General features: G+C 40.0%; 18 protein-coding genes and 1 pseudogene. 12 read left to right on the forward strand and 7 right to left on the reverse strand.

Going from position 1 to position 21,324, the window contains the following annotated elements:
* The first annotated feature begins 282 nt into the window (after positions 1-282).
* Positions 283-1,164, forward strand: coding sequence for an aspartoacylase (locus CYLST_RS22340; RefSeq protein ID WP_015210009.1), 882 nt, complete (start codon positions 283-285; stop codon positions 1,162-1,164).
* Between the two features lie 467 nt (positions 1,165-1,631).
* On the opposite strand, the gene CYLST_RS22345 is transcribed toward CYLST_RS22340, so the two are convergent.
* On the reverse strand, positions 1,632-3,809 hold the full coding sequence (locus CYLST_RS22345) for an NHL repeat-containing protein (protein ID WP_041233831.1): 2,178 nt from the start codon (positions 3,807-3,809) through the stop codon (positions 1,632-1,634).
* A 928-nt stretch (positions 3,810-4,737) separates the two neighbouring features.
* On the opposite strand from CYLST_RS22345, the gene CYLST_RS22350 reads away from it, so the two are divergent.
* Both CYLST_RS22350 and CYLST_RS22355 read left to right on the forward strand, forming a co-directional pair.
* Positions 4,738-5,907: a glycosyltransferase family 4 protein gene (locus tag CYLST_RS22350; protein ID WP_015210011.1), complete on the forward strand. Its 1,170-nt coding sequence runs from the start codon at positions 4,738-4,740 to the stop codon at positions 5,905-5,907.
* Positions 5,908-6,206: 299 nt separating this feature from the next.
* Complete coding sequence (locus CYLST_RS22355; protein WP_015210012.1) at positions 6,207-7,358, forward strand: glycosyltransferase; 1,152 nt, start codon at positions 6,207-6,209, stop codon at positions 7,356-7,358.
* Between the two features lie 129 nt (positions 7,359-7,487).
* Here CYLST_RS22355 and CYLST_RS22360 read toward each other — a convergent pair whose 3' ends face one another.
* Complete coding sequence (locus tag CYLST_RS22360) at positions 7,488-7,751, reverse strand: hypothetical protein (RefSeq protein ID WP_015210013.1); 264 nt, start codon at positions 7,749-7,751, stop codon at positions 7,488-7,490.
* A gap of 159 nt (positions 7,752-7,910) precedes the next feature.
* Entirely contained in the window at positions 7,911-9,620 is a 1,710-nt protein-coding gene (locus CYLST_RS22365) for a mechanosensitive ion channel family protein (protein WP_015210014.1), read from the reverse strand.
* 381 nt (positions 9,621-10,001) lie between these two features.
* Between CYLST_RS22365 and ahcY the strand changes: the two genes are divergently transcribed.
* From ahcY to CYLST_RS22385, 4 genes are all read left to right on the forward strand, one after another.
* Positions 10,002-11,279: an adenosylhomocysteinase gene (gene ahcY / locus CYLST_RS22370; protein ID WP_015210015.1), complete on the forward strand. Its 1,278-nt coding sequence runs from the start codon at positions 10,002-10,004 to the stop codon at positions 11,277-11,279.
* 138 nt (positions 11,280-11,417) lie between these two features.
* Positions 11,418-12,152: a restriction endonuclease gene (locus CYLST_RS22375; RefSeq protein WP_015210016.1), complete on the forward strand. Its 735-nt coding sequence runs from the start codon at positions 11,418-11,420 to the stop codon at positions 12,150-12,152.
* Positions 12,136-12,468: an element excision factor XisH family protein gene (locus tag CYLST_RS22380; RefSeq protein ID WP_245587421.1), complete on the forward strand. Its 333-nt coding sequence runs from the start codon at positions 12,136-12,138 to the stop codon at positions 12,466-12,468. Before CYLST_RS22375 ends, CYLST_RS22380 begins: the two co-directional genes overlap by 17 nt.
* Positions 12,456-12,785 (forward strand): XisI protein, encoded by a 330-nt coding sequence (locus CYLST_RS22385; protein ID WP_015210018.1) that lies wholly within the window; start codon positions 12,456-12,458, stop codon positions 12,783-12,785. The genes CYLST_RS22380 and CYLST_RS22385 overlap by 13 nt, the downstream gene beginning before the upstream one ends.
* Positions 12,786-12,958: 173 nt before the next feature.
* Here the strand turns inward: CYLST_RS22385 and CYLST_RS22390 are convergent, their stop codons facing one another.
* The 3 genes from CYLST_RS22390 to CYLST_RS22400 form a co-directional block, all read right to left on the reverse strand.
* On the reverse strand, positions 12,959-13,846 hold the full coding sequence (locus CYLST_RS22390; protein ID WP_015210019.1) for a protein kinase domain-containing protein: 888 nt from the start codon (positions 13,844-13,846) through the stop codon (positions 12,959-12,961).
* 134 nt (positions 13,847-13,980) lie between these two features.
* Positions 13,981-14,355 (reverse strand): hypothetical protein, encoded by a 375-nt coding sequence (locus CYLST_RS22395; protein WP_015210020.1) that lies wholly within the window; start codon positions 14,353-14,355, stop codon positions 13,981-13,983.
* An 8-nt stretch (positions 14,356-14,363) separates the two neighbouring features.
* The gene (locus CYLST_RS22400; RefSeq protein WP_041233224.1) at positions 14,364-14,858 is read right to left on the reverse strand and encodes a hypothetical protein; all 495 of its coding nucleotides are present in this window, start codon (positions 14,856-14,858) and stop codon (positions 14,364-14,366) included.
* 916 nt (positions 14,859-15,774) lie between these two features.
* On the opposite strand from CYLST_RS22400, the gene CYLST_RS36575 reads away from it, so the two are divergent.
* Positions 15,775-17,205, forward strand: a complete 1,431-nt coding sequence (locus tag CYLST_RS36575) for a sensor histidine kinase (RefSeq protein ID WP_015210022.1) — start codon at positions 15,775-15,777, stop codon at positions 17,203-17,205.
* Here CYLST_RS36575 and CYLST_RS22410 read toward each other — a convergent pair.
* Positions 17,132-17,737 (reverse strand): annotated as a pseudogene (locus CYLST_RS22410) (N-acetylneuraminate synthase family protein); the annotation flags it as partial. The gene CYLST_RS36575 and the pseudogene CYLST_RS22410 sit on opposite strands and share 74 nt — an antisense overlap.
* Positions 17,738-18,251: 514 nt before the next feature.
* On the opposite strand from CYLST_RS22410, the gene CYLST_RS22415 reads away from it, so the two are divergent.
* The 4 genes from CYLST_RS22415 (at position 18,252) to CYLST_RS22430 (ending at position 21,318) form a co-directional block, all read left to right on the forward strand.
* Entirely contained in the window at positions 18,252-18,743 is a 492-nt protein-coding gene (locus CYLST_RS22415) for a hypothetical protein (RefSeq protein ID WP_015210024.1), read from the forward strand.
* A 351-nt stretch (positions 18,744-19,094) separates the two neighbouring features.
* Entirely contained in the window at positions 19,095-19,742 is a 648-nt protein-coding gene (locus CYLST_RS22420; protein ID WP_015210025.1) for a pentapeptide repeat-containing protein, read from the forward strand.
* A gap of 95 nt (positions 19,743-19,837) precedes the next feature.
* Positions 19,838-20,323 (forward strand): glutathione peroxidase, encoded by a 486-nt coding sequence (locus CYLST_RS22425; protein WP_015210026.1) that lies wholly within the window; start codon positions 19,838-19,840, stop codon positions 20,321-20,323.
* A gap of 170 nt (positions 20,324-20,493) precedes the next feature.
* A complete protein-coding gene (locus CYLST_RS22430; RefSeq protein ID WP_015210027.1) occupies positions 20,494-21,318 on the forward strand; it encodes an SDR family oxidoreductase in 825 nt (274 codons plus the stop codon).
* The last annotated feature ends 6 nt before the right edge of the window (positions 21,319-21,324 follow it).

Genomic DNA, 21,324 nt, shown 5'->3' on the forward strand with positions numbered 1-21,324 from the left:
TCCCATTAAGTTTTGTCCCTGAATGGTTCTGTAGACAACTCCCTTGCACCGTAGATTTTGGGCATTGGCGGGAAATAAGGTCACCCCAACTCCGCCGGCAACTAAGCTGAGTACAGTTGATCGCCGATCACTTTTGACTAAATTAAATTTATTTCACGGATCACATACTGGTGATAACGTCCTTAAATACAGAAACACAGGTTTTCAAAATCTGTGCATTTCTGTATTACTGTCATCATGGTTCCGTTTTTCTTGTAAGGTTTTTTTATACATGAGGTTATTATGAATCAAATCAACCGGGTGGCAATTGTTGGAGGAAGCCACGGCAATGAGTTAATAGGGGTATACCTAGTCAAAAAGTTTCAGCAGGATAGCAATTTAATCAACAGATCAAGTTTTGAAACTTTGGCATTACTCGGCAATCCCAAAGCCATTGCAGAAGGCAGACGGTACATTGACAAAGATTTAAATCGTTGCTTCCACAATCAAGGCTTGCCAAATCCCACACTTTCAAGTTACGAAGATTTGCGGGCACAAGAAATTCAACAGATTCTACAACCGCCAAATCAACCTATCGTGGATGCAATTATTGATTTGCACACCACGACCGCCAACATGGGGTTAACTCTCATCCTCGGTGATATGCATCCTTTCTTATTACGGTTAGCAGCTTATCTCAGTTCGATAAATCCTTTAGTCAAGGTCTGTAGTCATCAACAAGCCAGAGGAAGTGGTTATCTCCGTTCCATCTGCGAATTTGGTTTAGTTATCGAAGTTGGTGCTGTGGCACAGGGTATTTTAAACGCCGAATTGTTCCAACAAACAGAGCAGCTTGTTTATGCTGTTTTGGACTATTTTGAAGACTATAACCAAGGTAAAACGCTCCAGACAAACAATACACTGACACTCTATGAAGCTCTTAGTGTTGTCGATTATCCCAGAAATGAAGAGGGTGAGATTCAAGCTATGATCCATCCCCAGCTTCAGTTTAGAGATTATGAACCGCTGAATCTAGGTGATCCAATATTTGTCACTTTTGAAGGCCAAGAAATTTTCTACGAGGGAGCATCTACTGTTTATCCTGTCTTCATTAATGAAGCAGCTTACTACGAGAAAGGAATTGCTATGCATCTGACCCAAAAGCAATTGATTAATAACTTATAACTTTCGCTTACAGACGTGAACCCCTTAACTTTGCCTAGGGCAATTCATGAATTACCCCATATATAGGAATCCGATTTGATTCCTGTATCCCTCACGGGAGGCGTAGCCATAATTATTTGTGTAGGCAGGGAACTCTAAATTTACCCCGCTGGCAAGAGGCAAGAGGCAATAAAATTTTTCACGAATGATTTAGGAGTGCTGTAGTAGGATACGCCAGTTTTAGATAGACATCTCCAAAAATTAAATATGCCTCAGCCAGAACCCTTGTAGAGACGTTCTATGGAACGTCTCTACAATCTTTCTCCGAGGCAAATACTTAGAACCACAGATAAATCAAGACATCTGCATCTAGATTTATCTATGGTTTGATTTTCAGAAAATTTACCAAGCTCCTTTGGGGCGGGTGTAAAGAGGAGAGGACTTGTCCCCCTGGTAGAAAGCTGCTGATAATTGCAATGTCACGATACTCAACTTAGTCGCAGACGGTACATAATCACCTTTCCTTTCCAATTTTCTTCGACAAATACCAGATACTCACCATTGGCACGACGAAAAGCGCGGATACCGTAGGGAATATCAATCCAGCCGCTTTCCCCACCAACTTCTGGCCCTGGTTTTAACTGTTTTACGGCAGCTCCCGTTTTGGCGTTGTAAACATATACTTGTGCGGTTTTCATGGTCACAGCGAACAGATAATCCCCAGCCACACTCATGGCAGAAGTAGCCACTTCACGCTTGCCTGTAGTGTCGTAAGGAACCACAACCCGCCAGCGTGGAGTGCGTGAGCCTTTACTCCAATTGTCAAAGCGGATAATTTCCGATCCCACAACTTTGGTATCGTCGCCAAATGCCGGATGATCGACAGTAAAACCCGACAAATACATCGTATCTGTTTTGGGGAAATACTCGATTCGCCGTAGATCAGTAAACATCTTTGGCGTCTTTTGCTTTTGCATTGAACTATAGGTATAGATGGGGTTACCCTTGGCATCTAGTCCCTGTAAAGGATAGTGCCGGATACCAACGCCATCTTGAGTTCGCAAAGTTTTCCAAACATCTCCTTTGCTGTCTACCCACCAACCCCCCAAGTAGGGGTAATCTTGGCTGCTATCATACTCATTTTTGTCAAAAGCGCCATTGCCGTTAATATCCCGCCAAATCCATTCCCCTTTTGCTGGCTGATAATTTGGCCAATTACCGGCAAGGGATTTTTTATTTCCACCATTAGTCCCCACAAACATCCCAGCAGGAATAGCAATTTTGCCATCCGTAGCCGAATTGAAACGATAAATTTGCAGAAAGCTGGCATACATATCTGTAAGGAACAAAAAAGGCTTACCTTGAATGCGGCGAACAAAGGTGGCATCTGGCGATGTGTGCAGGCGCGGATCTTGGGGATATTTGAAAGCGTTGATAGTGTAGCCTTGATAAGTCCACTGTTGACCGGCAGGCTGACTGTATTTCATCAAGTATTGTTCTTGTTTGGTGAATAAGTCTAAGCCATCAGTTTGAGGATCAGCATCAGCGTTATCGACAAAGATCAATCCCAGCAATCGCCACTGCTGTTTTCCTGATGGCGAAAACTTCCTTAAATCCGTCCCTGATTTGTTGAAACCATTACTATTGATATAGATATTGCCAGCAGCATCTGTGCCTACTCCCGTAATCCCGTAAAGTTTTAAATCTTGGACTTCACCAGGCACACCTGCATAAATACCGCCCTTGGTGCCGAAAGTGCCCACCTGCCGAAGCTGGCTTTTGATGTTGTAAATCAGCACTTGCTGACGCGGCCCATTTTCTGCCAATAACAGTCGGCCTTGATGATCAATTGCGATCGCAGTTGGTTCAACAATATCTGTAATCTGTTGGGGTAATTTTTTCCCCGTCTGGGAATAATGCCCAATCTTGGCAGCATTACTCCCACTTTTGCCGTGAATAATCCACAGATTTCCTTGTAAATCAACAGTTATTGCCCCCGGGCTGACAACGGCAAAGCTGTCTAGTTCCTGCATTGTGTCGGTATTATAGACCCGAATCCGGTTGGCAGCAGCATTACTCACATACAACTTATTCCCCGCAGTTGCCAAGCCGGTAACTTCATTTTTATTACTAGTAATCAACATACTTTTATCCCAGCCACGCCCTCCAGGAAATGGTGCCGGTTTTCCAGATAAGTCATAGCGTCTGACACAGTACCAAGTTGTCTTCTCTGGGGGATAGTCCTTTTCTGTTTTGCCGATCGCACCCTGAACTATAGCAATGTAAATGTATTTACTATTTGCTGTCACCGCCTTACCGCCGCCGCGACTCCAGCCATGAGTATCCTCAAGGACAGCAATCACCTTGCCATCTTGATATATTCCTGCCTCTGTTCCGGCTTCATCCCAGTGGCTGTTAGTATAAACTGTGCCATTGGCAGCAACATACATCGCCTCTATATTGTTTTGTACCCGCAGTTTCCCTTTGCCAACAGTATTACCAATCCATGAAGTTTGATATGTGTATGCAGGTGTTCCCGTAGTCGCCCAGTCCGTTGCCATGCCGAGACAAGTAATAATTAACCCGACAGTCAAACTAAGTAAAATGTTGAAAGTTTTTCTCTTTCCTAAACGTCTAACTTGAGATAGCAATAATCTATTTTTCATCCAGATTTTGAAAATTGTGATTTTTGTTCGCTCCATCATTCTTTTGGGTATTCCTAAAAAATATAGGTTTCTTTCAATGGATATAGATCACAGCATATTAGTCAGTAATTCCCGGCTAAATATTACTCAGGGACTTTCTGATCACAATGCTTCGCTCTTAACTGTGTGTAATCTGATGAACTACATCAGGAAAAATCAATGTCAAAAGTTATATCAAACCGTCAAAACTTAGATGAAGGATATTTTTTTCCGCTGTTTTCTAAATCTCCCACTTAGTTCTATCATGTCAGATTTAATTGCGCCAAGCTACTTAAATATAGCTACCTGAAAGTAATAGCATTTAAACCTAATTAGTCTTTCTTCTGTAGGGAAGATATATAAGCTAACAAAAAGTTTATATTAAAAAACAAATTTATCAAAGCTTTATCAAAAGCATATAAATTTTTAAATTTAATTTAAATGAATTAGATAGCATTTGTTAGAGGTAAGAAAATGTACTTTTTTCTTTCTTGTTTTTAAAAGTAATTTTTTATACTAAATTAAAATTATCTGGAATTACTTTTAGACAATTGTTCGAGAAAAATATCTAGTAACAACGTCAGTTAAGTTGTATATACCATTGTTCAGTAAGTATTTTATTTATTAAAAATCAGACATTAATCTGTATTAGCAGCTATTTAGCTATAATATCCCAAAAACCCGCCTAGCTTTGATTTTTATCCGGATTTGCATATTGATAGACTGAACTTTTAGTAAATTAAAACTTGAGACTTAAATCTGTATAGAGGATGACTTTAATAATAGAGTGCATGTATAGAATATCAAGAATATAGGTACTAGCAACATCAATTTACTGCTGAAAGCAAAAAAGCGTTTGAGCTTGGTGTGGAAGCAAACAGACGCACGCTCAATACATGGAGACATATCGGTGGCAGGCAACAAAGAAATTTTTGGTTCAGCATCCGCGTCTATTCTTACCTTAGGATTAGGTTGGTTTCCTAAAACCCCTGGAGGATTAGAAAGGTATATTTACGAACTAACTCATAAATTAGCAACCAATCAAGACCAAGTAGAATTATGTGGAGTTGGTCTACCAGAAGCCGAACCAAATTCACCGATCAAGCTGACTAATTTGGCTTCTCCAAATAGTGGTATTTGCCAAAGGCTATGGTCGATTCGGACTAACTTCCAGAAAACAAGAACAGGCAACCCTGATGCAATTAATCTACATTTTGCCTTATATAGTTTTCCTATTCTGGATCTTTTACCCAAGGGAGTACCAATTACTTTTAACTTTCATGGCCCATGGGCATCGGAGAGTCAGCAGGAAAGTGTTAATAATAAACTTAGTTTTTTTCTCAAGCGCCGGCTAATAGAACAAAGCACTTATAATCGCTGCGATCGCTTTATAGTTCTTAGTAAAGCTTTTGGAAATATTTTACATCAAAAATATCAAATTCCCTGGAGCAAAATACAAGTTATTCCCGGCGGAGTAGATATTAATCACTTTCAAGCAAATTTATCACGCCAACAAGCTCGTACACAACTAGGCTGGCCTAGCAATCGCCGGATATTATTTACATCCCGTCGCTTAGTTCATCGGATGGGAATTGACAAATTATTGCAGGCATTAGCTATAATTAAACCGAGAATTCCTGATGTTTGGCTGGCAATTGCAGGTCGAGGTCATATCCAAGCTGCACTCCAACAACAAGCTATAGAATTGGGACTAGCAGACAACGTGAAGTTTTTAGGCTTTTTACCTGACGAAGATTTACCTGTAGCTTATCAAGCCGCTGATTTGACTGTTATGCCTAGTCAATGTTTTGAAGGTTTTGGATTAGTAATTCTAGAATCTCTAGCCTGTGGCACTCCCGTTTTATGCACTCCAGTGGGGGGAATGCCAGAAATTTTACAAGGATTTTCACCGGATTTAATCACTGATTCGATCACCGCCGCCAGCATTGCCGAAAAATTAGAACAAGCGTTGCTAGAAAAAATCGCCATACCTTCACGAGCAGATTGTCGTCAATACACAACTACAAACTACGATTGGACTAAAATTGCCCTGGAAATCCGGCAAGTTTTATTAGCTTAAAATCCTGTAATTCAATTACTCCACCCTACTATTTAACAGTCTGGTGGGGTAAAGAATTCAAAATTCAAAATTCAAAAGCTATTACTGGTAAGTATTATGGTTGGTGAATATAAGTAGGTGGGCGTTAAAAAATATAAGATAGACCTAACCCCCCAGCCCCCTTCCCTACCATGAAAGGGGGAGTCAAAGCCTCTCGAATTGTCGGGGAGAGGAATGTTCGTGAGGTTTTATATTTAATTGTGCCAAGCTACTTAGGCGAATCAAAGTTGAAATAGGTTATCTCTAGAAAATTTAATTTGATGAAAATTCTTTTTTTAGACCAAAGCGGTAAACCGGGCGGTGCAGAATTATGTTTAATAGATATTGCTAAACCATATCGCGATTGCGCTCTTGTTGGCTTGTTTGCAGATGGTGACTTTAGAAAGTTACTCCAACAGCATGATATCCCAGTAAAAATACTAGCGACTCAAGTTATCCAAGTGCGGAAACAAAGCAGTTTGCTACAAGCTTTAAGCAGTCTAGGACAACTGACGCCACTAATTAATCGGGTAGTTCAAATATCCCGTAAATATGATTTAATCTATGCCAACACCCAAAAAGCATTAGTTGTCGGTGCGATCGCTAGTTTTTTCGCCCGTCTTCCTCTAGTCTATCATTTACATGACATTCTTTCTCAAGAGCATTTTAGCAAAACCAACTTGCGCGTAGCTGTCACCCTAGCAAATCGCTTCGCTGCATTAGTAATTGCCAATTCCCAAGCTAGTAAAAAAGCATTTATCCAAGCAGGAGGACACCCAGAACTCGTCGAGGTTGTCTATAACGGCTTCAACCCTAAATTATATCACACCTGCGAAGATGATGTCAAACAATTACGGCAAGATTTAGGATTAACAGAAAAATTTGTCGTTGGACATTTTAGCCGGCTTGCACCTTGGAAAGGACAGCATATTTTAATCGCTGCACTTGCTCAATCTCCGCCACAGGTGACAGCAATTTTAGTAGGTGATGCACTATTTGGTGAACAAGATTATGTCCAAGAGTTACACCAACAAGTTGCAGAACTAGGATTAGAAAATCGGGTTAAATTTTTAGGATTTCGCTCAGATATTCCTCAATTAATGGCAGCTTGTGATTTAGTCGCCCATACCTCCACTTCTCCAGAACCTTTTGGGAGAGTAATAGTTGAAGGAATGCTCTGCGGTAAACCTGTAGTTGCAGCCAAAGCTGGGGGTGCAACAGAATTAGTTGAACCAGGAATCAATGGTTTTTTAGTCACACCAGGAGAACCTCAGGAATTAGCAAATATTATTAGCTTTTGTGTTCAAGAAAGAGAACAAATTGCGAGGATAGCGAATAATGCCAGAACAAGCGCTAGTCAGCATTTTGATGTCACAACAATTAATCAGCAAATTGAACAATTACTGAAATCAGTACTTAGCAATAATTCATAAATTGCTGCTATGGTTAACGATATAAATTTATTCAGTTAGAAATTAATTAGGGCGGGCAAATCGGCCTACCCCATAAGAGTTGGAGTGGTAAAGAATGTAGAGACGTTGCATGCAACGTCTCTACAAGGGTTATGCTGCTTCCCGCAGTTGTGTAGAGACACTCATTTCTGGAAATGAGAGCGAGAGTTGTTCGGCTGGTGATACTGCTGCTTGCTCTAATACCTGAACTTCAATATTTACACTCACCAAATAGCTACCTGTGTCAGCACCCACCGCTTCGGCAATTAATTTGGCTATATCTGGGCGTTTTGCCGTCAGCGGGTCACGTAATATACAACGATCCCATTCGTGCTTGGCAGTCGGATTGAGGCTGAGAATATAATGTTTAATCATGAACTAACCCTTGAATCCATCTTCCAGTAGGCTGTGACAGCGTAAACGCTATTTACTTATTATAGTACATATGTACTAATTTGGCAAGATGAGAAGGTGAATGGCAAGATCCCCGACTTCTCTAAGAAGTCGGGGATCTGAGGGAATCTGAGAATTGCTTTAATTAGCTCTCTCGTTTGCCTGAAAATTCAGTAATTGAGCATCATTGTTGAGGTAAATCGCTTGTTGAAGTGCCGGCATGGAAATTCCAGCTTGGTCTAAAGCAATTTTGAGACGACGGCGATACTCCCGCGCTACTTCCCATTGCTTGAGGGGTTGTGTCTTAATCCAGACACGAATAATTACACCCTGTTCGCCAAAATTTTCTACTCCCAAAACTCTAGGCGTTTCCAGAATTTGATGTTGCCATTGTTCGTCTTGATCCATCTCCAAGCCGACAGTTTCAACCAATTTTAAAGCTTGGTCAATGTCGGTTTGGTAGGAGACGGGAATCTTTAAATCGGCTCGTGACCAGCGACTAGAAAGATTGGCAACAGTTTTGATTTCACTGTTAGGAATTGTGATCAAGCGCCCTTCAGAATCCCTCACCTGAGTCATCCGCAGATTTAGAGTTTCGACTAAGCCTCCCACGGTATTCACAGAAATAATATCACCAAGGGCATATTGGTCTTCTAGAATGATTAGAAAGCCGTTAATCGCATCTTTAATTAAGTTTTGCGAGGCTAGGGATACCGCCACACCAACTAAACCGGCACCAGCTAGCAGGGGAACAATATCTATACCCAAGGATATCAAGGCTAGTAAAATACCAACTCCCACCCAGATGATAGCAGCAATACTTTTAGTCACACCAGAAAATGTGGATATTCGCAGTTGCAAACGTTCAGAAGTTTCTGGGGTTAATAAACTACCACTACTAACTAGGGTGGAGGTGAATCGGTCAATGAGCGCATAGGTGAAACGGATGCCTACATAAGTTCCTATGGCTACGACAGCCAATCGCAAAGGAATTTGCGCGACTGTGAGAATTCCTAGCTGAAAGGCTCGCGTGTAGGGAAATAAACCCAATATCAGGAAACTTCCGCTGCCCCAAATGCCTGTTTGTGCTAGTTGAAACAGTCGTTTTTTAACTTCGTGGAGATGTTCTTTTTGCTGTTGATTCAGTTGGATTGTAATCGATTTAGCATTTTTTGGAGTTGGGGGGATAGATCCTTCTGAATCTTTTTTAGTACGGTGTTGCCAACGAGATATTCCCCAACTCAAAATAATCATTGCTAGGGCGCTAGCTGCGGCAATTTTACCTTGCTGAATTAAAAATTGACTTTGTCTTTCTTGCTTTGCCTGTTGCAAGTCTCTCTGCAAAGTTTGAGTGATTTGATTGGTTAATGTCAAGGGATTTCCTTGCCCTTGTCCGGCATCTGCCGAAGTGATGGTCATTAGGTATCGGCCGTTGACATAAATGACCGGCAATCCTTTTAATGTCCGGGTTTGGATCTTGATTTCTTTTGCAGGGTTTTGAAAGTAATTGTGGCTAATTTCCTGCAAGTTTTGTTGGATGTTTTGTAACCGTTCTGGAAAATTGGTTCTTGATGCTGATATCTGAAATAACCTGCGACCATCCAAATAGATCCAGCCAGAAACGATTCTGTTATCTGAATCATTATTCACGCTGCTGGGAGCTTGCAGGGGCGATAAAAAGGGAATTTGGGCTGTAGCTTTGGGTATAGGTGCAATGGCGATGAATATTGAACTGGCGATCGCACCGATTGTGCCCCAAATCAGTTTATGTTTAGTTTGCACCTGCCTTTTAGTCGGTTGGGTGGCTTTTACAGCAGCCTGGGGACTAAGGGCTAAAATTTGAGAGTGCATTTAAACACCTCCTTAAACAAAATCTATTGCTTCCCGACTGCTAAAATCATCCTCCACAGATAGTTTGAGTAAAAATACCTGTTTAAAGTTAAATCTTCACCTGGCTTTTTTCTTCTAACTTGAGACAGATGACACTTTACTTTCACTATGTTTGCGGTGATAACCTTAGTCGTCGTCTTAATAGTCTTACCAGAGATACGTTAAAAAGGGAAAAGCCGGATAGGGCGTTGACATTGCCTCTATCAAACGTCAAGCTAGTATAGAGGACTATATGATTAGCTCTTTGGTAATTACAACCAATTATCGCCAGTCATAGATAAATCTAGTAAACTACGTAAAGACGTAAGTTACTTTTTAGACAATTTTTGAGGAAATTTTTGAATGACTGCAACTTCTCCCCGATTAAAGCACGAGGTTAAAGACCTCGGCCTAGCTCCCTTGGGAAGACAACGCATTGAATGGGCTGGACGGGAAATGCCAGTATTGCGACAAATTCGCGATCGCTTCGCCGTCGAAAAACCCTTCGCTGGTTTACGCCTTGTAGCTTGCGCCCATATTACAACAGAAACAGCACATTTAGCGATCGCCCTCAAAGCCGGTGGTGCTGAAGCTGTATTGATTGCTAGCAACCCCTTATCAACTCAAGATGACGTCGCAGCCAGCCTCGTCGTCGATCATGAAATTCCGGTTTTCGCCCAAAAAGGCGAAGACAACGCCACCTATAACCGCCACGTACAAATCGCTTTAGATCATCGTCCCAACATCATAGTTGATGACGGTAGCGACGTGGTTGCAACATTAATTCAACAACGTCAGCACCAAATCGCTGATTTAATTGGTAGCACCGAAGAAACTACCACCGGGATTGTGCGGTTACGCGCCATGTTTAAAGAAGGCGTTCTCACCTTCCCCGCAGTCAACGTCAACGACGCAGACACCAAGCATTTCTTTGACAACCGCTACGGTACCGGTCAATCTACCTTAGATGGGATTATCCGCGCGACAAATATTTTGTTAGCTGGGAAGAGTGTTGTAGTTGTCGGTTACGGCTGGTGTGGTAAGGGTACAGCCCTCCGCGCCCGTGGCATGGGTGCAAACGTCATCGTTACCGAAATCGACCCCATCAAGGCTATTGAAGCCGTTATGGATGGTTTCCGCGTCTTGCCAATGGCGGAAGCTGCATCTCAAGGTGATATCTTTATCACTGTGACTGGAAACAAGCACGTCGTCCGGGGTGAGCACTTCGATGTGATGAGAGACGGTGCGATCGTTTGTAACTCAGGTCACTTTGACTTAGAACTAGATTTGAAATACTTAGCTGCTAATGCTAAGGAAATCAAGGATGTCCGTCCTTTCACCGAAGAGTATAAATTGACAAATGGTAAATCCGTTGTCGTACTCGGACAAGGACGTTTAATCAACCTCGCTGCTGCTGAAGGACACCCCAGCGCAGTAATGGACATGAGTTTTGCTAACCAAGCCTTAGCTTGTGAATACCTGGTGAAGAATAAAGGTAAGTTAACACCTGGTTTGCACTCTATTCCTGTTGAAGTAGATCAAGAAATTGCTCGCTTGAAGTTGCAAGCAATGGGGATTTTCATTGATAGCTTGACAGCAGATCAAATTGAGTACATCAATTCTTGGACTTCAGGAACTTGATACATTGATTAGTTGATTTTTTTGGGGATAGGCTTTTGGGCTTATCCCTTTTTTATATGATAAAAATGGGCGCAGGAACCAGAAGTTTTTATTATATTCTATTCAGAATCTTCAATTATTTTTACAAAATTTACAAATATGAAATATCAAGGAACGTATGATATTTGTTACAATGAAGAAACCGATGAATATGGCATATTAGATTTTCCTCCTTTAGAAGTAGAAAATAGGGTATTAGCTGAAGTGGAACGTATATACCCTGGTATGAAAATTCCTCTCAGTAAGGTAAAAACTGGAGAATTAGATAGAGAATTAGCCTTTATTCAGCAAGGAAAAAAGTTATCTACATTTGAACCTACGTTAGCAACAGTTATTGCAGTTATCAAAGATGCTAGTAGAAAATTTGCTCAATTAATAGCACAAAATTCACAGTCTCTTGAAGAGATAGAATGGAGAGATTTAGAAAGAACTCTGGCAGAAGTATTAGAAGGAATAGGATTTTCTGTAGAGTTAACTCCTGGAAGTAAAGATGGTGGAAAAGACATTATTGTAAAGTATGTGGTTTCAGGAATCAAACAGACTTACATAGTAGAAATAAAACACTGGCGTGCAGGAAGTCGAGTAGGTCATTCTACAATCTCTGATTTTCTAAATGTGATTGTTCTTGAACACAGACAAGGAGGATTGTTCTTATCTACTTCTGGTTATTGTGACAATGTATTTGAGATTATTTCAAAAATAGAACGACAAACGTTAAGATTAGGAGGAAAAGAGAAAATCGTATCTTTGTGTAAAACATACATAAAAGCACAGTCAGGTGTTTGGACACCACCAGACAAACTTACTGACGTTTTATTTGAACAAACTTTATAAAACTTGTGATGGAACTGGTTTAATTGTTGATTTAATATCAAAAGACCTAACATCGAGAAAAATAGCAGTTGAAATAAAATCTTTTTTGGGGAAATCAGCGATTAGTGAATTTCATACAGCTTTAGGACAAACACTTAATTACCGTTTTATTTTAAGAAAAGAAGCACCTGATCTTATTTTATATTTAGCAATTAGTTATGAAATATATACAGCTTTTTTTCTGATACCTGTGATTCAAGAAATAATTGCTGAACATAAATTAAAATTATTGATATTTGAAGTTAGCAAGGAGGAGATTGTTTTATGGAAAGAATGAATTACCCTGAATTAGTACAAACAGTATTAGCAAGACATACAGAAAGTCATTTAGCTAAGGGAACAGAAATACAATTAATATTTGATAATCAAAAAAATCACTATTTAGTAATTCATCTAGGTTGGGAAGGTGAAAAACGGACTTATGGTTCGGTAATTCATGTAGATATTAAGGATGGAAAAATCTGGATTCAGTGCGATTTTACAGAGGAAGGAGTTGCTAATGAGTTGGTAGAGTTAGGTGTACCAAAAACAGATATTGTTTTAGGTTTTAGATCACCTCATGTAAGACAGTTTACTGGTTTCGCATCCGTTTAGACTTTTGATTCATTGTTTATATGTCAGGAAACCCTAAGTAAACTACGACGGTGTGGTGTGAAACTTGCTAATACCAATAGAGTAGAAGCAATATCAGCCTTTGTAGCGGAGGCGAGATTCGGTGTTATCTGTTGGTAAATGGGGTTTTGATGATATTTTTGCACCCCTACGTATTACTGATAAAATTTTTGATTAAAGTTATTAATTATTTCGTTCACCTGTATTGTGCGTAATTCGTTATCTAACTCTACTTTTAATTGTAATGCACTTTGATAACGCCATTCTACTCTTCTCCGTAACATACAAGAAATAATATATGCTAAATTTCCAAATCTTTCAATTAATGATTCAGCTATTTTTCTTGGTTGCCCTTCATTTATCAAATGATCAATTATTTGACGGTCTAAATGTTGAGGGATAGGTTCTTGTCCTGTTAGTAATGTAAGTAGAATTAAACCTAGCTGGTAGATATCTGATTGAAAATCGGAGTAGCCATGTTTTAAAATTTCTGGAGGAACAGCATTAAAAAAACCAGTATTGGATACAATAGGAGAATATAAATTAGACTTCTTTTTAGATATTCCAAAATCAGCAATTTTTACATGATAATCAGGAAATAATAAAATATTTCTTAAAGTTAAATCTCTATGTATAACTGTAGATTTATGAATTTCAACTAAAGCTTCGCATAATTTATAACCTATCCAACAAACATGACTTGGATGAAAAGTCTTATGGATTTTCAAATATTTATCTAAACTCATTAAAGCTTTTTCCATAACTATTACTAACCTAGTAGTACTAGTATAAGGATCGGTATCAATAAAAAAGTCATAAATTTTAACTATGTTTTGATGATCAAAGCCTATTTGATTTGAAATTTCATTAGCCCAAACTTGCAGACTTTTATCATCAGTAAAATGACAAATCTTAATAGCAACTGGAATTTGGTTGCTATCTATTCCTCCCCATACTTTTCCAAAACAACCTTCACCTAATTCTTCTGTTAAATAATACTTTATTTCTTTATCAGGATTTTTTAAAATATATTGGTTTTGCATAAATAACAACAATGTATAAAACTATCAAAAATATAACAAAGTGGCTAGTATGTGTCAATGGCCATTTGTTCAATAACTCTCTTCCTTTGCATCTTTGCGCCTTCGCGTGAGATAAATTCAAAAAATACAAATGTTTATGGTATAGGAGCTTTTTTCGGATGTTTCCCCGCATAATAGACAATAACCTTTAATTGCTCCTCATCAGGAATATAAAATACTCTATCCCCGCTGGCAACTTCATATTCCCAAGCTCCTTTGTAAACTTTACCCTTTAAGGGAAAAACACGCTTGAGTTGTCTAGTAGTTGGTGCATTACATAAATCTTCATAACAACGACAGCAGTTTTCTGGATAACGTTGCATCAAAGCTTCCCACTCTCGATTAACCCTTTTATTCTTAGCAACTACCAGCCAATTACTATTTGTATTAGACAATGTAGAAGCCGTCAGTTTTACTTCTGGCGGCTCCACATTATCTGTTAATAGATTTTCTGAAGGATTATCTGACATACAAAAATTCAAGCAGCACGGCTAATAGATGGCTGTGTTAATGGTATCTCATCAGTCTCATCATTAAAGGCTGCTGCTAGATCAGGACTGGTGATTGCGATCGCACTTTCATGCCATTCATGAATAATAGCATCAATCAAATCCCAAGCCTCATTAGAAGTATCAGTTAAGCGAAAAGCCTCACTTACCTCTTTAATAAAATCTTGCAATTCATCTGCATCAAATATGCTCAACCATCCATAAGGATGCTCATAACCTATTTTTTGTCCTAACAATAACCGAAACGCAACCGATAACACCTCAAAAACAGCCTTACTTTGTGTTATCCCTTTCACAAGATAAGCCATATCTACACGACGCAATAGCGCAAAAGATTGGTCATTGCGAGTAATTGTGATTGGATGTTCATAAGCTTTGTCTAGAATTCGTCCAGGTTGACGATTTAACTCAGTAGCTGTAACCAACTCATCTGAGTAAGCATTGCTAAAAATTGCCATTGACATGATACCTGCGTTTTCCAGAAACGCTGACTTAAATTTGAAGATGATATTACGTACTATTATACGTAACCATTCTCATTTGTCAATAGGTAACATTACAAAAACCTTTGTTTCGGTTTTCATTTTTCCTTTGCGCGAAACGAAAATTAGAACTTTTTCAAGAACCAATTGGTAAAATATTATTAGAAAATCAACGCCTTTGTTTACTTGTCTTCGACTCAAAACGAGAGGTTATCCTGCAATGGATACCTTAGATAATTATCGCCAAATCATTCAGAAAATATTATTTGCATTGGGTTAGATTTTGCATTATTTATATAGAGATGTAGATATTACCAACAAACCCGCCTCAGAATTCATTCTGAGGCTAATATATAAAGTTAGCTAAAGCTGACTAAATTATGATGAATTGTAGTTCGGTAAATTCTTCTAGTCGGCTTCAGCCGACTTTTGCTATTAGACTGAGAATTCATTCTCAGGCGGTATGCTTTTGCTATTAGACTGAGAATTCATTCTCAGGCGGTATGCTTTAACTCGAAACGAGAGGTTGTACTGCAAAGGTTAAATTTTTGCGTTTTTTCTTTGTGTCTTTGCGTGAAATAAAAATCTTCACCCCAAAGTCAAAATACCCTCTTGAAAATCCAGCACCAAACGCAAAAACTTTAACCATTCAGAACCTAATAAGACTTCTGTAATGTTATTCCCAATTTGATTTTTTCTAAAACTTGTAAATGCAGCGGGTTATGTTTATAACGAAATAACCCTAAGCAACTTCAAAACCTTACTAAACACATCTTCATAATTCGCATATCTACCAGTAGCAATTTGAGATACACCTCTCAGGGTATAATTGTTACATAGGGATTGATTATATTGTAATTCCAGATAAGTAATTCAATCAAAAACTAATATTAACTCTATGAAAATCGCACCTTTACCCCCCAACGAAACAGATAGGCTAAAAGCACTCGATAGTTATAAAATTCTTGATACTGCGGCGGAAAAGGGATTTGATGATCTAACTGCCTTGGCAGCGTATATTTGCGGTACTCCCATCGCCCTAGTTAGCTTAGTGGACGCAAATCGGCAATGGTTCAAATCAAGATTCGGCTTAGAAGCGACAGAAACCCCTAAAGAGTTGGCTTTCTGCGCCCATGCTATTTTGCAACCGCATGAGCCGCTGATTGTTACAAATACACTAGAAGATGAGCGGTTTGTTGATAACCCATTGGTAACTACTAACCCCAAGATTCGCTTTTATGCAGGAACACCTCTAGTAACAGCGGATGGTTTTGCCCTCGGTACTTTATGCGCAATTGACACTATTCCTCGAAATCTCAGTCCAGAACAAATTGAAGCGCTACGGAGGTTAGGTCGTCAAGTAATCACACAAATGGAACTAAGAATTAATTTAGTTAATTTAGAAAACAATATTATCCAGCGTCAGCAAGTGGAAGAAAATTTACGCCGGAGTAATCAGAATCTTACCCACACCCTACAGAAGTTAAAGCATACTCAAGCAAAACTGATTCATGGGGAGAAAATGTCCAGTCTAGGACAGCTAGTTGCTGGCATAGCCCATGAAATTAATAATCCGATCAATTTTATTTACGGCAATCTCAATCATGTTGGCGATGATGTTCAAGATTTGCTCGATTTAGTACATCTTTATCAACTACACTATCCGGAACCAAATTCTGAGATTCAACAAAAATCTGAAGCTATTGATTTTTCTTATCTGGCTGAAGACCTTGCCAAAATCTTATCTTCTATGAAATTGGGTACTAATCGCATCCGGCAAATGGTGCTGTCGTTGCGTAACTTTTCCCGGTTAGATGAAGCCGAGAAGAAATCTGTTGATATTCATACAGGGATTGATAGCGCTCTATTAATTTTGCAGCATCGACTGGAGGCTAAAGGAGTGCATTCTGGTATTCAAGTTATTAAAGAGTATGGCGCTCTCCCATTAGTCAATTGCTATCCTGGACATCTGAATCAAGTTTTCATGAATATCTTGAGTAATGCTATTGATGCTTTAGAGGAGTCATTAGTCAACAAGTCTGAGCAAAAGACTGAGTTGAAAATTCGGATTCGTACTGTATATTCTTCCTCAGGTTATGTTGTGGTGCGGATTGCTGATAATGGATTGGGTATTCCTGAGGCTATTCGTAAACGGATATTTGACCCGTTTTTTACGACTAAGCCAATAGGAAAGGGTACAGGTTTAGGACTTTCTATCAGTTATCAGATTGTGGTTAATAAGCATGGTGGTGTCTTTAAGTATTTATCAAAGCCGGGGAAAGGTACGGAGTTTTGGATTGAAATTCCTTGTGATAAAGAGAATAACTAAGCTGTGGAAGGTGCGTTTGATTTGTAATTAATGGTTGCACAGTAGGGGAGGTATAGGCAGCAGCATCAGAAACAGATTTTTCTGGCTCAGGGTGACACTCTATAATTAACCCATCAGCGCCACAAGCCACAGCAGCTCGCGCCACAGGAGCCACCAGTTCCCGTTTACCCACAGCATGGGAAGGATCGACAATCACAGGTAAGTGAGTGATTTGCTTGAGAGCCGCCACATCTCCTAAATCCAGCACATTGCGGGTGTAATCGTCGAAGCTGCGAATACCTCTTTCGCACAACACCACATCAGGATTTCCGTGGCTGAGGATATATTCAGCCGCCATCACGAATTCTTCAATTGTCGCTGCTAAACCACGCTTGAGCAAAATCGGCTTTCCCGCTTGTCCCAAGGCTTTGAGCAAATCGAAGTTTTGCATATTGCGACTGCCAATTTGCAGCATATCAGCATGGGCGGCGACTAGTTCAATTTGGGAAATTGACATGACTTCGGTGACTACAGGGATATTGTAATGCGATCGCTGGAAAGCGGGCGCAAAGCGCCATCGTGGGAGCGGGTGCTGTTGCCCAACCATCCTTTCAGCCAGCCTCGGCAACATACGCACCATTGCACCCTAGCCAAAATTTCTAATCCTGCCTCCCCCATTCCCTAGCAAGAGTCAACGTTGTCAATAGCCCCACAACAGCCAAAAAAACGATAGACTCATTACAAATGTCAAAATCAAGACTTTTTACCTGTTTGCGTAGACTACGCAGTATTGGGGATTGGGGAAATCGCGGCCCCCACGTTCGGCACAGTGGGGCTTAGGGGTGTGGAGATTGCATATTGGGCAATTGGAGGAGACTTGAAAGAGACTTGATCCATAATTTCCCCTTACCTTGTCGCCTTGTCTGTCTTTTACCCCTCAAACAGTCCCCATGAGGTAATTGGTAACGGCAAGGATATCAAGATGAATGGTGAAATAGCTGACAATTAATAATTTTTTCCAAATCATTATTGAATCGATCAACTTGTTAGAAGTACCAGTCTTAATTATGCCCATTTCCAAAATTTTAGCCACACGTCTCGACCAACATGGAGTTTACTCTTGCCCAGTTTGTCGGGTTGGAAAAATTTCCCCCATGCCATTGATGGAGGCTATGTCTTGTGACTTTTGCCAAGAGATTTTTACCGTCAATCTAGAACAACAGCAAATCAAGCTGCCTTCTAGACAACCTCCTTTAATTTGGCGTTGGACTGGCTTTAATTGGACAGAAGCCCAATTGGAAGGCGTAGACTTAGGTTGGGGTTACGGGCTAGCAGCAATTGCTTTTATTATCCTTCCCACTACTTTAATTGGCATCACAGCTTACTATTTTCCGCCAACTCCCAACGCTCCTATTACCTGGATGCCATATATCTGGACAATACTCACTTTTTTGGCGCATTTAGCCATTATTATTTGGATATTTATTGAAATTTATCAAATTCCAGTTACAGCATATTTGAGAGCCATAACTCGCTGGAGAAGTGGCCTAATTAGGTGAAGGGGAGAATAATTAATCATATGTATCCAGCCAAGTTCTACAGCGCCTCGACACAAAATCTCCAGGGATTGCTAATCATCTGTGCCTTCCTTGTGGTTTCCTCATACTGGCTGGTTTGATTTTGTCTGCACAGTGTAAAATTGTTGCACCACAAAAAATAGTATAAAATTTGACTATAATTTAGTAACAGCTACCACTCAGCCAGCCAACTTGCCAAATTTATGGCAAATTATCGGAAAACAAAGTTAATTTTAGCTGAAATAGCCCAATAAAACAGGAATTATATCAATGATTAAGCCGATAGATGGCTGCATCACTCATAATTAATTTGATTGTCCACCAAAATATTGTATGAGCGAGCTGGAGCGGTACTATAGAGTCTTGGAATTAGAGCCTGGGGCAACACTTGAAGAAGTTAACCAGGCTTACAAAGATTTAGTTTTTGTTTGGCACCCCGATCGCATTCCCAAAGACAATCTCCGCTTACAACAGAAAGCACAAGACAAACTCAAAGCAATTAATGAAGCTCGCGAAAAATTGCGCTCTTTAAAAATCAAGCATCAAACAACACATAGCTCAACGACGCCGCCGCAAAAAACACCAACGCCAACAAACTCTCCACCGCCCAAGCAAAACCAAGACTTGAGTGGCAAAGACTACAGTCGAGCAAACTTGAGCAATAAAGATTTATCTGGCAGAAATCTGAGTTATGCCAACTTGAGAGGTGCAGATCTCAGCGATACTTTTATGCACAAAGTTAATCTCAGAGGCGCGGATTTGTCAGAAGCAAATTTGTTTAGAGCTAATCTGCTTTTGGCTGACATGAGAGAAGTGAATTTACGCTCTGCTAATTTGATTGGCGCCGATCTCAGTGGTGCCGACTTGCGGGGGGCTGACTTGACGGGGGCGCGGATTCGTTCAGGCGATCGCCTGCTGGTGAAACTGATTGGCGCTAACTTGGCTGGAGCAATTATGCCTGATGGCGCAATTCATCAGTGAACTCAACCCTAGTTGGCAAAATGGCGAAAAAACCGAGTTGGCGGTACCTGCAATATGCGAAACTTGGCAATATTACCTAAATATTCAGTTTCAACATGAGTAGCACAATATCTGACATCACCGTCAAGACAATCAACGGTGAGGATAAGCAGCTAAACGAGTACACTGGCAAGGTACTCTTAATTGTGAATGTGGCTTCCTACTGCGGTTATACCCCTCAATATGAGGGACTAGAAAAGTTAAACCAAAAGTACCGGCAAGCAGGGTTACGCATTTTAGGCTTCCCCTGCAATGATTTTGGAGCACAAGAACCAGGAAGCAATGAAGAGATTGTGCAATTTTGCACGAGCAAGTTTAGCGCTTCCTTTTCCATGTTTGATAAAGTTCATGCTAAAGGTTCCCAGCAGCATCCCCTTTATGCTCGACTTACCAATGCAGTTGAGCCAACAGTTGAAGTTGCTTGGAACTTTGAAAAATTTTTAGTCAACAAGCAGGGCGAAGTCATAGCTCGATTTAAGAGCAGTGTCCAGCCAGATTCACCAGAATTAATTGCCATAATTGAAGAAGAATTAGCAAAATAGTCAACCCCTAGGGGAAATTCAAAATTCAAATTTCAAAAGAGTTTATTTCATTTTGAATTTTTAATTTAGAATTTTGGCTCGAAGCGTAGCGATAGTCATTAGTTGAAAATTCTTGTACTATCGCCTCTTAAATCTGGGGAGTAATTTAATTTATTTGTGTCAGAATTGTTATGAATGTTGCAATCATTGGTTGTGGTTATGTCGGTTATACAGTTGCTCAATATTGGCAGCAAAAGTTAAATCTTGTTATCAGTGCAACCACAACAACCCCTGAACGTGTCCCAGCACTCCAAGCAGTAGCTCAAAAAGTTATAGTTACCGAAGGGAATAACCTAGAAGGACTAAAATCTGTTTTACAAAATCAAGATGTTGTCCTGTTAAGTGTGAGTGCAAAGGGTGCGAATGTCTATGAAGAAACTTATCTGCATACTGCCAAAAGTTTAGTTTCCATTTTGCCGCAGTTTCCCCGGATTAGCCAATTAATCTATACGGGAAGTTATTCGGTTTATGGGGATAGAAATGGTGTTTGGGTAGATGAAGAAACACCGCCAGCACCTCCTAATATTAATGCCCATATTCTCCTAAAAACTGAGGAAATTTTGCTCTCAGCAGCTAATGAAAATCTCCGTGTTTGTATCTTGCGTTTGGGGGGAATTTATGGCCCTGGTAGGGAACTGGTGAAAATATTTGGTCGAGCCGCTGGTACAACCCGTCCCGGTAATGGTGAGGATGTCACAAATTGGGTTCACTTGGATGATATTGTTGGTGCTATAGAGTTTGCCCGTCACCAACGTTTTCAAGGTATTTATAACTTGGTGGATGATGCACACCTCACCAGTCGAGAATTACTGGATACGGTGTTTACAAAACATGATTTGCCTAATGTTATATGGGATACGAATAATAAAATTCTCCGTCCATATAATACCTGGGTATCGAATCAAAAGCTAAAAGATGCAGGATACCAGTTTATTCATCCTCAGATGATTTTTTAGCAGATA

This window comes from Cylindrospermum stagnale PCC 7417, assembly GCF_000317535.1.
GTDB classification, from domain to species: Bacteria; Cyanobacteriota; Cyanobacteriia; order Cyanobacteriales; family Nostocaceae; genus Cylindrospermum; species Cylindrospermum stagnale.

Coding starts and splice junctions, on each gene's coding strand:
- CYLST_RS36575 (WP_015210022.1), top strand. CDS start 15,775: ATGAAAATCGCACCTTTACCCCCCAACGAAACAGATAGGCTAAAAGCA.
- CYLST_RS22360 (WP_015210013.1), bottom strand. CDS start 7,751: ATGATTAAACATTATATTCTCAGCCTCAATCCGACTGCCAAGCACGAA.
- ahcY (WP_015210015.1), top strand. CDS start 10,002: ATGACTGCAACTTCTCCCCGATTAAAGCACGAGGTTAAAGACCTCGGC.
- CYLST_RS22420 (WP_015210025.1), top strand. CDS start 19,095: ATGAGCGAGCTGGAGCGGTACTATAGAGTCTTGGAATTAGAGCCTGGG.
- CYLST_RS22425 (WP_015210026.1), top strand. CDS start 19,838: ATGAGTAGCACAATATCTGACATCACCGTCAAGACAATCAACGGTGAG.
- CYLST_RS22340 (WP_015210009.1), top strand. CDS start 283: ATGAATCAAATCAACCGGGTGGCAATTGTTGGAGGAAGCCACGGCAAT.
- CYLST_RS22400 (WP_041233224.1), bottom strand. CDS start 14,858: ATGTCAATGGCAATTTTTAGCAATGCTTACTCAGATGAGTTGGTTACA.
- CYLST_RS22385 (WP_015210018.1), top strand. CDS start 12,456: ATGGAAAGAATGAATTACCCTGAATTAGTACAAACAGTATTAGCAAGA.
- CYLST_RS22355 (WP_015210012.1), top strand. CDS start 6,207: ATGAAAATTCTTTTTTTAGACCAAAGCGGTAAACCGGGCGGTGCAGAA.
- CYLST_RS22415 (WP_015210024.1), top strand. CDS start 18,252: ATGCCCATTTCCAAAATTTTAGCCACACGTCTCGACCAACATGGAGTT.
- CYLST_RS22365 (WP_015210014.1), bottom strand. CDS start 9,620: ATGCACTCTCAAATTTTAGCCCTTAGTCCCCAGGCTGCTGTAAAAGCC.
- CYLST_RS22395 (WP_015210020.1), bottom strand. CDS start 14,355: ATGTCAGATAATCCTTCAGAAAATCTATTAACAGATAATGTGGAGCCG.
- CYLST_RS22430 (WP_015210027.1), top strand. CDS start 20,494: ATGAATGTTGCAATCATTGGTTGTGGTTATGTCGGTTATACAGTTGCT.
- CYLST_RS22390 (WP_015210019.1), bottom strand. CDS start 13,846: ATGCAAAACCAATATATTTTAAAAAATCCTGATAAAGAAATAAAGTAT.
- CYLST_RS22375 (WP_015210016.1), top strand. CDS start 11,418: ATGAAATATCAAGGAACGTATGATATTTGTTACAATGAAGAAACCGAT.
- CYLST_RS22345 (WP_041233831.1), bottom strand. CDS start 3,809: ATGAAAAATAGATTATTGCTATCTCAAGTTAGACGTTTAGGAAAGAGA.